Annotated in this window: 11 protein-coding genes and 2 tRNA genes; 4 read left to right on the top strand and 9 right to left on the bottom strand. The window is 59.1% G+C overall.

Annotated elements, in window-relative coordinates; all coding sequences use genetic code 11:
- Positions 1-317: 317 nt before the first annotated feature.
- Complete coding sequence (locus tag ASU33_RS02510) at positions 318-695, top strand: cupredoxin domain-containing protein (RefSeq protein ID WP_059067787.1); 378 nt, start codon at positions 318-320, stop codon at positions 693-695.
- Between the two features lie 99 nt (positions 696-794).
- Positions 795-2,192 (top strand): MBL fold metallo-hydrolase RNA specificity domain-containing protein, encoded by a 1,398-nt coding sequence (locus ASU33_RS02505; RefSeq protein WP_059067785.1) that lies wholly within the window; start codon positions 795-797, stop codon positions 2,190-2,192.
- Positions 2,193-2,204: 12 nt separating this feature from the next.
- Here the strand turns inward: ASU33_RS02505 and ASU33_RS21735 are convergent, their stop codons facing one another.
- Positions 2,205-2,588, bottom strand: a complete 384-nt coding sequence (locus ASU33_RS21735) for an LOG family protein (RefSeq protein WP_286130403.1) — start codon at positions 2,586-2,588, stop codon at positions 2,205-2,207.
- Positions 2,543-2,947 carry an LOG family protein gene (locus ASU33_RS21730; protein ID WP_286130391.1) on the bottom strand — a complete coding sequence of 135 codons (405 nt, stop codon included), beginning with the start codon at positions 2,945-2,947 and terminating at the stop codon, positions 2,543-2,545. The genes ASU33_RS21735 and ASU33_RS21730 overlap by 46 nt, the downstream gene beginning before the upstream one ends.
- A gap of 66 nt (positions 2,948-3,013) precedes the next feature.
- Here ASU33_RS21730 and ASU33_RS02495 point away from each other — a divergent pair, with 66 nt between their 5' ends.
- Positions 3,014-4,186, top strand: a complete 1,173-nt coding sequence (locus tag ASU33_RS02495; protein WP_078062810.1) for a 2-hydroxyacid dehydrogenase — start codon at positions 3,014-3,016, stop codon at positions 4,184-4,186.
- On the opposite strand, the gene ASU33_RS02490 is transcribed toward ASU33_RS02495, so the two are convergent.
- The 7 genes from ASU33_RS02490 to mltG form a co-directional block, all read right to left on the bottom strand.
- Positions 4,119-6,131, bottom strand: coding sequence for a PAS domain-containing protein (locus ASU33_RS02490; RefSeq protein WP_059067783.1), 2,013 nt, complete (start codon positions 6,129-6,131; stop codon positions 4,119-4,121). The two genes, ASU33_RS02495 and ASU33_RS02490, sit on opposite strands and share 68 nt — an antisense overlap.
- Positions 6,132-6,158: 27 nt before the next feature.
- A complete protein-coding gene (locus ASU33_RS02485) occupies positions 6,159-6,515 on the bottom strand; it encodes a hypothetical protein (protein WP_149866999.1) in 357 nt (118 codons plus the stop codon).
- A 199-nt stretch (positions 6,516-6,714) separates the two neighbouring features.
- Positions 6,715-6,799 (bottom strand) — tRNA-Ser (locus tag ASU33_RS02480).
- 52 nt (positions 6,800-6,851) lie between these two features.
- A tRNA-Ser gene (locus tag ASU33_RS02475) sits at positions 6,852-6,938 on the bottom strand.
- Positions 6,939-7,068: 130 nt separating this feature from the next.
- Positions 7,069-8,001 carry a YihY/virulence factor BrkB family protein gene (locus tag ASU33_RS02470; RefSeq protein WP_286130390.1) on the bottom strand — a complete coding sequence of 311 codons (933 nt, stop codon included), beginning with the start codon at positions 7,999-8,001 and terminating at the stop codon, positions 7,069-7,071.
- 94 nt (positions 8,002-8,095) lie between these two features.
- Positions 8,096-8,530 carry an acyl-CoA thioesterase gene (locus ASU33_RS02465; RefSeq protein WP_059067776.1) on the bottom strand — a complete coding sequence of 145 codons (435 nt, stop codon included), beginning with the start codon at positions 8,528-8,530 and terminating at the stop codon, positions 8,096-8,098.
- 92 nt (positions 8,531-8,622) lie between these two features.
- On the bottom strand, positions 8,623-9,696 hold the full coding sequence (gene mltG, locus ASU33_RS02460; protein WP_059067774.1) for an endolytic transglycosylase MltG: 1,074 nt from the start codon (positions 9,694-9,696) through the stop codon (positions 8,623-8,625).
- Between the two features lie 235 nt (positions 9,697-9,931).
- Between mltG and ASU33_RS02455 the strand changes: the two genes are divergently transcribed.
- Positions 9,932-11,425: a Crp/Fnr family transcriptional regulator gene (locus tag ASU33_RS02455; protein WP_059067772.1), complete on the top strand. Its 1,494-nt coding sequence runs from the start codon at positions 9,932-9,934 to the stop codon at positions 11,423-11,425.
- Positions 11,426-11,464: the final 39 nt, after the last annotated feature.

The following is an 11,464-nucleotide window of genomic DNA, read 5'->3' as shown; positions in this document are numbered from 1 at the left end:
CGCAGTAGCGCGGACTTTGCAATCCGCGTCCACGGATAGTAATGTCTGATAGAAGCGTGGAAGCAGCGGAATGTAGCGTGGGCTTGACTACGCCTTCCTTCGGTTCAGCCCGCGTTTGCAGGCACTATTGAAGCCGCACGAAACTGCTTGGACGATTACGTTCGAGCAAACGCGGGCTGAACCGAAGGAAAGCGTAGTCAAGCCCGAGCTACGCTGTGCTGAGCCGCAACCGAACGATTTATCCTACTATCTGCGGACGCGGACTACAAAGTCCGCGCTACACCGCGCTAAATCACCTCTAACAACTCCAGCGCTCAATGGACACTGCCGAACTCATCGTAACCACCGTTGGCCTGGGCCTAGCTGTGCTCGTTATCTGGTACTTCTTCTTTGCTCCGCATCAAGCCGTAAGCGCCGTTACGTCGAGCAGCGGCGTGCAGCAGATTGATGTAACCGTGAAGGGCGGCTACTCGCCCGATGTCATCGAGGTAGAACACGGCAAGCTTGTGCAGCTCAACTTCTACCGCGACGAAGACGCCAGCTGCTCCGAGGAAATCGTGTTTCCGGAGTTCAACATCCGTCGCGAGCTGCCCGCTTTCCAAACCACACTCATCGAGCTGTTGCCACAGCAAGCGGGGCGCTTCAGCTTTAGCTGTGGAATGGGCATGTTGCGCGGCAGCCTGGTGGTGAAATAACCGTTGGCAAGCCCGGCAGAAATCCGTTCTTTAGCCCGGCTCACCACCTAGGTGCGGCCGGGCGTTTTTGTTGGTGCAGTGTAAGCTACCGTTGGGGTTATGGATTTGGACATCAAGTTTTTGGGCGGGGCCCATACGGTTACCGGCTCCAAGTATCTGCTCGATTTCAGAGGCCCGCAGCGGCGGCACCAAGTTCTTGTCGATTGCGGCTTGTTTCAGGGGCTGAAAGAGCTGCGCCTGCGCAACCGCGAAGCGCTGCCGCTCGAACCTGCCGACATCGAGACGGTGGTGCTCACCCACGCCCACATCGACCACACGGGCTACCTGCCGCGGCTGTACAAAGACGGTTTTCGGGGGCGCATCCTGTGCACCGCCGCCACCCACGATATGCTGCGCATTCTGCTGCTCGATTCGGCCAAGCTGCAGGAAGAAGAAGCCGCGTTTGCCAACCACCACGGCTACTCCAAACACCGCCCCGCCCTGCCGCTCTACACCACCGCCGATGCCGAGCGCGTGCTCGAGCTGGTACAAAGCTTTGGCTACGATACGCCCGTGCCAGTAGCAGACGGCGTATCGGTGGTGTTTCGCGATGCCGGGCACATACTCGGCTCGGCCATTGTGCAGATGCAAGTGCAGGGCGACGAGCAACTAAAGCGCTTGGTGTTTTCGGGCGACCTAGGCCGCTACGACACCCCGCTGCTACACGACCCCACGCCTATTGCTACGGCCGATGTGCTGCTCGTCGAATCGACCTACGGCAACCGCGACAACCGCATTGCCGACCCCGAAGGCGAGCTGGCCCGCATCGTAAACGAGGCCCTGGCGCGCGGCGGGTGCCTTGTAATTCCGGCGTTTGCGGTGGGCCGCACCCAAACCCTGCTCTACTACCTGAAGCGCCTGCGCCGCCTAGGGCGCATTCCGCGCGTGCCGGTGTACGTCGATAGCCCCATGGCCATCAGCGTATCGGGCCTGTACCCGCGCCACCCCGACGACCACAAGCTGGGCGAAGGCAACGTGTTCGAGTTCGATGGGCTGCGCTTTGTGCAGGAGCAGTCGGAGTCGAAAAACCTGAACAGCCTAGGTGGCGGCGCCATCATCATTTCGGCCAGTGGCATGTGCACGGGCGGGCGCATTTTGCATCATCTTACCCACCGCCTGCCCCGTGCCAACGACACGGTGCTGCTGGTTGGTTACCAGGCCGAAGGCACCCGCGGCCGCAGTTTGCAGGAGGGCGCTACCACCATCAAGATATTCGGCGAGCAAGTGCCCGTGCGTTGCCACGTAACGCTGCTCGATGGCTTCTCGGCCCACGCCGACCGCTCCGAGCTGCTGCGTTGGCTGGGCCACTTCAGCAAACCACCCAAGCGCACGTTTGTCGTGCACGGCGACGAGGCCGGTGCCCTAGGTTTGCAGCAGGCGTTGGCGCAAGAGCTGCACTGGCCGTCGGTAATCGTTCCCGAGCACTTGCAAACCGTGGAGCTGTTTCGGGGTATTTAGGTGCTGCAACGGCTACCGCCTAGGTCGCCTGCCGTAGCCCAACCGAAACTTTTTGATGGCATGCTCCTCGATGTGCGCCAAGGCTTCGTCCACCGAATCGGTATAGGTGAGCAGTTGCAAATCTTCCGACGAAATCATGCCGTTGGCCGCCATTTCGGCCATCAGGCTTTCGAGCGGCGCCGAGTATTCCTTGCCCACAATTACCACCGGAAAGTGGTCGATTTTTTTGTTCTGAATCAGGGTAAGCGCCTCAAAAAACTCATCCATGGTGCCGATGCCGCCGGGCATGATTACGAAGGCATACGAGTACTTAATCAGCAGCACCTTGCGCACGAAGAAGTAGCGGCAGGTCAGCCATTTATCGAGGTAGGCATTGCTGGATTGCTCGTGCGGCAACAAGATTTCAGCCCCACCGATAGCCCGCCCGCCTCGCGCGCACCGCGGTTGGCGGCCTCCATAATGCCGGGTCCGCCGCCCGTAAGCACCGTAAAGCCCAGGCGGCTGATGCCGGCACCCAGGGCACGGGCTTGATCATAGAACACAGAGCCCTCCTTCACGCGGGCCGAACCAAATACCGAAACGCACGGGCCTACATTGTAGAGCGTGCGCAGGCCGCGCACAAAATCGCGCAGCACCTCAAACAGAAACTTCAGCTCGCTGCGGCGCGACTTGGGGCCTTCCAGAAATTTGCGCTCCTGGCTGCGGGCAGAATAGGTTTCGTTGAGCGGCGGCGTTGATATATTGGCGTCGTCCATGGTATGCAGTACGGCGGGCGCAACACCTAGGCTACACCACACTATCCACTGCTAATCAAGCACTTTATGCGCGCAGTCGTCTTCAGCACCAAACCCTACGAGCAGTCTTACCTGGAGCAAGCTAACGCCGAGCGCCACGAGTTGGTGTTCGTTGAGGACAGCCTGGGCAGCGCTACCACCCACCTGGCCGCCGGTGCCGAAGCCGTATCCATTTTCACCAACGATGATGCCTCGGCGCCAGTGCTCGATGCCTTGCACGCCGCCGGAGTGCGCCACATTGCCGTGCGCGCCGCAGGCTACGATCAGGTAGCCCTGCCCCATGCGCACCACCTAGGCATGCGCGTGGCCAACGTGCCCGAGTACTCGCCCTACTCCATTGCCGAGCACGCCGTAGCGCTGATGTTGGCCCTTAACCGCCACCTCCGCCAAGCCGATTACAACCTGCGCAACTACGATTTTCGGCTCGATGGCTTGGTAGGCTTCGATATGCACGGCAAAACCGTGGGCATTGTGGGCTGCGGGCGCATTGGCGGTGTGCTGGCGCGTATTCTGCACGGCTTTGGGTGCCGCTTGCTCGGCTACGACCCTGCTCCGAATGCCGCGCTTACCGAGCGCTACGATTTGGTGTATACCTCGCTCGAAGAGGTATTTGCGCAGTCCGACATCGTGAGCATACACGCGCCGCTCAACGAGCACACCCACCACTTCATCGGCGCCGAGCTGTTGCAGCGGCTAAAGCCGGGGGCCATGCTCATCAACACCGGCCGCGGCGGCGTGCTCGATACCGATGCTGCCATTGCGGCGCTCAAGAGCGGGCACCTAGGCGCCCTAGGGCTCGATGTGTACGAGCGTGAGAAAGGCCTGTTCTTCTTCGATCATTCGCACAAGCCGCTGCTCGACGACACCTTCGCGCGCCTGTTTGCCTTCAAAAACGTGCTGATAACCGGTCACCAAGCCTTCCTGACACGCGAAGCCCTGCAGAACATTGCCGATGCCACCATTGAGCACCTAGACTGCTGGACCCGCCATGAAGCCTCGCCGCACGAGCTGCAGGGGCTCTTTGGCCGCTTGGCGGCCGCACCACCTAGGGCTGCTCTTTACCCACATGCAACGGCAAGGCCCCAACCACTTGTAATGGTTGGGGCCTTGCCGTTGGCAGTATTCATGGCACCTAGGCTTGCCCAAGCTGTTGCTTTAGGCCTTGCACCTCGCGCTCCAACTCGAGCGTTCGGAAGGTAATTTTCAGCTCCAAATCGTTGTACGCGCGCTCGAGGCGCTCCTGCATTTGGCGCATGTCGGTAACGTCGGTGTTGGTACCGAGCCAGCGCACCAATTCGCCTTGCTCGTTGTGCACCGGCACGGCCCGCGTCAGGAACCAGCGGTATTCGCCCTCGTGGCTGCGCAGCGGGAAGGATAACTCCCATGCCTTACCAGCCGGCCAAGCAGCCCGCACAAACTCGAGTACCCGCTGAACGTGGTCGGGGTGGTGCACTTTTTCCCAGCCCCAGCCGCGCATTTCCTCCAGCGTAGTGCCCGTAAACTCGTACCAGCGCTTGTTGTACCAGTAAATGTCGCCGTTGGGCTCGGCCATCCACGCCAGCTGGGCTACGTTGTCGGCCAAGGTGCTGAACTCCTGCTCGCGGCGGCGCAGCTCGGCGGCGGCGCGGCGTTGCTCGCTCACATCCTGCATGGCACCGATCATGCGCACGGGCTTGCCTTCCTCGTTGTGCGCAATGTGGCCGCGGTCGATTACCTCGGCGTAGGTGCCGTCGGCGCGGCGGTAGCGGTACGTGTCTTTCCACGATTTGCCACCCCTGTCAATTACCTCGTGAATGCCGTGCACTACGCGCTCGGCATCCTCCGGATGAATGTGACTGTACCACCAATCAGAGGTTTCCTCTACCTCGTCGGGTTTGTACTGGAACACGCGTTCGATGGCCTTGTTCCAGGTTACCACGTTGGTTTCGAGGTTCCAATTCCAAATGGCATCGTTGGTGGCCAACGAGGCCATGGCATACCGCTCCTCGCTCCAGCGCAACCGATCGGAGGCTAGCTTTTGCTCATGAATGTCGGTGCAAGTACCAAACCACTTGGTAATCTGCCCCTGCTCGTTGCGCATGGGCAGCGCCCGGGCCAAAAACCACCGGTAACCGCCTTCTTTCGACTTAAAGCGGTACTCAATCTCGTACGGGGCGCCGGTTTCGAGCGAATGCGTCCAGATAGCACGGGCCCGCTGCTGGTCATCGGGGTGGAGCAGGTTGTTCCACATTTCGGTGCCCTGGCTTTGCTCCACGGTATAGCCCGTAAACTCAATCCAGCGCTGGTTGAAGTAGGTGTGGTAACCCTTGGGGTCGGTTACCCATACCATCTGCGGCATCAACTCCGTTACCCAACGCATTTCTTCCTGTTGCTGCGCTAGCTGCTGTTCGGCGCGGTGGCGGGCATCAATATCAATATTGGTACTTACCCACTGCACCACTTGCCCATAGGCATCGAGTTGGGGCTGCGTGGAGTTCAGAAACCAGCAGTACTTCCCGTCGTGGCGGCGCAACCGGAACTCTACTTGGTAGGCAGTAGCGTGCTTAAGTGCCTCCTGCCACCGCACTGTTACAGTGGGCAAATCATCGGGATACACCACGCCAGCCCAACTTTCCTGCAGTTGCTCGAAAGTGGTACCCGTAAACTTCAGCAGGCCGTTGTTGGCATACGTTGGCTCGCCGGCAGCATTGGTAACCAGCAACAGTAGCGGGGCGTTTTCGGCCAAAAAGCTGTAGTTGCTTTCGGCCATCTTCGAGGCCGAAATGTCGGTAATGGTACCGATGAATCGCACCGCTTTGCTGCGTACTTCGTCGAAAAAAGCCCGGCCAGTGGCACGCACCCATCGCACTTGGCCTCCGTCTTCGAGCCCCACGGTGCGGTATTCCACATCGTACGAGCCCTTGCCTTTGGGGTCGAGGGCTTGCTGCACCACGGCGTCGGTACGCGCGCGGTCGTCGGGGTGCAGGCCTTGCAGAAAGCGTGGGTAATCTACCTCCGCTGTGGCAGGCAGGCCAAACAGCTCCTTGCAACGGTTCGACCATTGCAGCTCACCCGTGGCAGGATTAAAATCCCAGGTGCCTACGCCGGCCGCTTCCACAGTGGTTTGCAAGCGTTCGTAATCGGAAACAGTTTCGAAATTCTGCATTGCAGTCAGGTACAAGGGCGGAATGGGCTACGGCTGGGTTAGCAGCATTTCCATCCCCGACAAGAAGTACAGATTAAGTTGGCTGCTGAGGCCGTCGGCCGAGCGGCGCAGGCGGGTAATGAGGGCGCGGGTCTTCTCTTGGGCAACCTCAATCTCGAGGTAAGGTCGGTTCAGCATCTCGTCGCGCTGCACGCTCCAACTCCCCGGCAGTTGCTGCTGGCCTTCGAGCTGCAGCGTATTGGGCTGCAGGTGCACGCAGGTGGCCTGCGCCAACGGGCTGTTAGGGTCAGTCCGGTTCAGCACCTTGTCCGTCACGCGCCATGCACCCGTCAGATACTCATCTGGGAGTTGCTGCAGATTTATGTCGAAAAGCAGATCTGACATGCAGGTGTGTAGGAACCGAAGGCCTAATTAAAGCGCAAGGTACAGAGGCAAACTGTCAGCTGGGCTTAGCGGCGCAACAAAGACTAAGTATTTGTACGCAAAATCAGGCTCGACAATACAGGATTGTACGTAGCAAGCTGAACTATGATGCATCAAAAGCAAAAATGCTGCCCCATAACCGGAACAGCATTTTTGCTTGCAGAGGAGGAGGGATTCGAACCCCCGGAGGTGTTACCCTCAACGGTTTTCAAGACCGCCGCAATCGACCACTCTGCCACTCCTCTGTGTGGCGCTTCGTATAAAAAAAGGCTTTTCCAGCGCCGAAAAAGCCTTTTGCAGAGAGGGGGGGATTCGAACCCCCGATACGGTTGCCCGTATAACGGATTTCGAATCCGTCGCATTCGACCACTCTGCCACCTCTCTGTAGCCCAAATGAGTGGTTTGGGGACTGCAAAACTAGTAGGCCGTGTTGCCTGATGCAAGTACCAGAGGCAAAAAATTGTTTGTTGCTCGGCTCATACCACGCACTAAGCTGGGTTTCAGTCCGATATTTTTAGGCAGTGGCCTTAGCAGGCTGGCTGGCATTGCGAGCTTTGCCCCTACCCGTTACAGCATCGACGCTCACGTTCACCTCAAAGCCTAGGATCAGCGTCATGCACACGAAATCGAGCCACACCATAAACCCCACGAGGGTGCCAATAGAGCCGTAGAAATTGTTGTAGCTATCGAAAATCTTGATGTAGAGCACAAACAAGAACGACACCAGCAAGATCAGCACAGTTGCTATAATGGCCCCGGCCGATAAGAAAGGCCACCTGTGCTGCACGGCCGGCACGTAGTAGTAAATCATGCAGGTGACGAAAAGGAACAGCCCCAGCACCGAGCCGTAACGCAGCACGGAAATCAGAAACTCGGTAAGGCGCTCGGGCACTATCTCGTAGTACACCAACGCATCGATGATGTATGTACCGAAGAAAATACCGGCCACGGCCACCAGCAAAGCCATGGAAAGTACTACCGTGAGCACCGTGGCTATTACCCGCTTGCGCAGGTACGTGCGGCGTTTGAAGATGCTGTGCTTTTTGTCGAAAGCATCGAGCAAGGCCATGATGCCGTTGGAGCTGAGCACCAAGGCCGTTGCAAAACCAAACGACAACAAGCCACCGTGCGGGATGTACACAATGTCTTCGATGGTTTCGCGAGTGGCGGCGTACATTTCCTTGGGCATGATGTCGCCCAGAAACTGCAGGATATCAATGCTCAGCCCCGGTATTTGCACGTAGGGAATGAGCGTGAACAAGAAGATAATGGTCGGAAACACGGCCACAGTGAAGTTGAAGGCCATGTAGGAACTGCGCTTGGTAAGCGAGTCGAAACGCAGTTCGTCGAGCATGTGGTCTACCACATCGTACATGGAGGCCCCGTTGCGCAGCCGAAAGCCTGCCAGCCACTGAATAAAGCGGCGGTAGGTTCGGCGGCGCCTCATAACCAGCGCCTTGCGGTAACGATCGGGTAAGTCCATTGCCTTAATGAGCCATTAACGATGATCCGTAAACAATGGGTTAACAGCCGGGGTGCCCCTAATCGGCGGTTACGGCCGAGCTGTTGGCAAAGTACGGCCTGATGCTGTCGAGCACATGCCCAGGAATAGCGGTGGGGCGGCCAGTGCTGCCGTTTACAAATACCATTAGCGTGGAGCCTTCGGTGAGCAGCTCGTTGGCTTCGTTGTATATCTCGTATTCGAACAGCACCCGCGAGCCTTCGGGCATTTGGCGCAGCAACATGCGCACGCGCAGCAAGTCGTCGTAGCGGGCCGGACGCCTGAATTTGATCTGCAGCTCACCTACCGGCATGCCCACGCCCTCGGCTTCCATCTCTTTGTAGCTAATACCTAACTGGCGAAAGGCCTCGGTGCGGGCTACCTCGAAGTACGCGGCAAAGTTGCCATGGTACACGTAGCCCATTTGGTCGGTTTCGGCGTAGCGGACGCGGATGTGAACGTCGGATTGGAACATGAATTCAGCTGTTGGTAGAGCGTTGTCAGTTATCAGTACAGTGGCCAGCCCCTAGGTGCTCAACAACACGAAGCTGATAACCGACAACCACGTTACTTCATAATAGCCATGCGGTTGAGCGCAGCTTGGTAGCGGCGGGCGTTTACTAGGTGCTCGCGCTCATTGGTGGCAAAGGCATGATATCCGCTGAAATCCTCCTTGGCGCAGAAGTATAAGTAGTTGTGCTTTTCGGGGTTGAGCACAGCATCGATGCTGGCAATGCTGGGCAGGTTGATGGGGCCGGGCGGCAGGCCAGCGTATTTGTAGGTGTTGTAGGGCGAATCTTTCTGCAGGTGCACATTCAGCACGCGCCGAATGCCAAAGTCGCCGTTGGCGTACACCACGGTGGGGTCGGCTTGCAGCTTCATGCCGCGCTCCAAGCGGTTGAGGTATACGCCAGCCACGCGGGGCCGCTCATCGGCGTGCTGCTGCTGCTCGGCCTCAACAATGCTGGCCAGGGTGCTCACCTGGGCGCGATTCAAACCTAGGGCCTTGGCTTTGGCGTCGCGGGCGGGCGTCCAGAAACGCTCGTATTCCTCCTTCAGGCGCTTGAGTACTTTCTGGGGCGGCGTGGTGTAGTAAAGCTCGTAAGTGTTCGGGATAAACATGGTGAGCAGTGCCGTGGTATCCTTAAACCCTAGGGTACTGGCGTAGGCGTTGCTGCTGAGCAGCGAGTCGAACTCCTGCGGCCGCGAGGCAAAACTTTCGCTGAGCTTGCGGGCGAGGTCGCGGCGCAAACGAATATTCTGGAACGTGAGCTTAAGCGGCGACTGAATGCCCCGCCGCAGATCGTTGACGAGCTGCCGGTTGGTGTAGCCGTCCTTTATCTCGTAGCGCCCGGGCTTCACCAGTTGGTCGTACTTCATCAGGCGGGCCACAAAGTGCAACGAGAGCTTATCAACAATCACCCCGCTTTGATCGATGGTTTCGAGCACCGACTTCGCGCTCTGCCCAGGTTTCACCACCACGTATGTGGGGCGGCCTTTCGTCTCCACGTTAGGCGTGTAAAATATTTGGTAGAAGTAATAGGAGAACGTAATCAGCAAAATGCCGAAGATGCCCAGCGGATAGGCAAAGCGGTTGCGGCGGCGGGTGGCTCGGGCGCGGTACTCGTCGGGAGTTGGCATTGTAGAGCTAGAAGTAGCAGAAGTAGAAGCCGTTTGCTGGCTCCGCTGCCCTGTTGGCAGCAGCACCCAGCACTAATTGTTAGCCAAAAGTAAGGCCCTTTGCTGTCGTTTTGGTGCGCCACCTAGGCAAAGCGCTTTTCGATGCCGGGTTCCCTCCGGTACCTTTGCGCCGCCATTTGGCCTCGTCCCAACCTGCAGCCGGCTTACCCGGCCCAACAAACCTAGCTTCCGCACCGTGCCTCGCATCGTCCGTTCCGAAATCATCAACCCCAAGGTGCTTACCGCCGAGCAGCGCACCGCTCTTACCGACGCGTTGTATGCTGTGCACAGCGAAATTTTTGATGGGGTTGACAAAAGCGCGTTTGCCCGCTACGTAGTAGAGTCGCCGGCCCAGCTTACCTCTATCCAGGTGCACCGCAACGAGCACGACGCCATTGTGGGCTACTTTGCTTTGCACGTGTTCGAGCGCGAGTTTGACGGCGAACCAGTGGCCATCTTCCGAGCCGAAGCTGGCTCGTTGCGCGCTTACCGGGGCCGCAACGTAAATGCGCCCCTCGGCTTGCAACTGGGCTTGCGCTACATGCTGCAGCACCCTGGGCGGCGCGTGTACTACCTAGGCTCGCTGGTGCACCCCTCCAGCTACTCCAGCTTTGCTAAGTTTTTCGGCGAGGTGTGGCCCCGGGCTGCGGCTCCTACCCCGCCCGCGCTGCTCAGCCTAATGGATGACCTGGCCACCTCGTTTGGGCTGGAGCGCGTGGTGGCACACAACCCGCTGCTGCGCCACGTGGGCTGGCGCACCCGCGAAACCGATGCCGAGCGTGCTTATTGGGCGCAGTGCGATAAACCTGCCGCGCGGTTTTTCATCGAAGCCAACCCTGGCTACCAACAAGGGCACGGCTTGGTTACCATGGTGCAAGTATCGTTCGCCAGCTTGCTGCACATGGCCCGCACCCTAGGTAGAGCGCAGGTACGCAAGCCTATGCAGCTGGCCTTTCGGCTGATGCGCCAAACGCCCATCGGCGCCCGGCTGGCGCGGCCCCGAATAATGGCGTACCTGCAACAAGCACCCTTGTTTGCGCACCTGCCAACCGCTACGTTGCAGGCCCTAGCGGCGGCATCGGCCATTGCAAAGCACGGTGCCGGCCGCTACCTGTTCCGCCAAGGCGAGCCGGGTCACGATTTGTGCCTACTGGTGCGGGGCGCCGCGTACGCTTTGGCCACCGATGCCGATGGTACCGAACGCATCATTGACCAACTAAGCACCGGCGCAGTTTTTGGTGAAATGGCCGTGCTTACCGGAGAGCACCGCACCGCTACGGTGCGCACGGCTAGCACCTGCACCGTGCTACGCATACCGAGGCGCGCTTTACTTCCTGTGCTGGCTGCCGATACGCAACTGCACCAAGCACTGTGGCACCACTTCGCAACCAGGCGTTTCGACGAGCTTGTGCGCCACTTGGCCCCTTGCGAGGGCCTAAGCCAGGCCGAACGGCGCGAGTGGCTGGCCCAAGGCGTGCTGCACGAGCTGAACGCCTCGGATGAGCTTACACTCGAAGCGCCGCAGTGCCTGCTTACGCTTACCGGTGTGGTAGAGCTCGGCGGAACCGCCGGCGTACGATTGGTGCAAGGTTCAGCATGGCTCGAGCTAGCGGCCCCAATGCGGCTTACGGCGCGCAGCGCGGCCAGGGTATTGGTGTTGCCAGCGGTACCCGCTTTGGCCAAGGCGTAGAAAAACACAACTCAGCCGGCCGCTTGCGCGTCATACTGC

The sequence above is a fragment of the Solirubrum puertoriconensis genome, from assembly GCF_001483135.1.
GTDB lineage: Bacteria > Bacteroidota > Bacteroidia > Cytophagales > Hymenobacteraceae > Solirubrum > Solirubrum puertoriconensis.
This window is presented reverse-complemented; position numbering and strand designations above follow the sequence as displayed.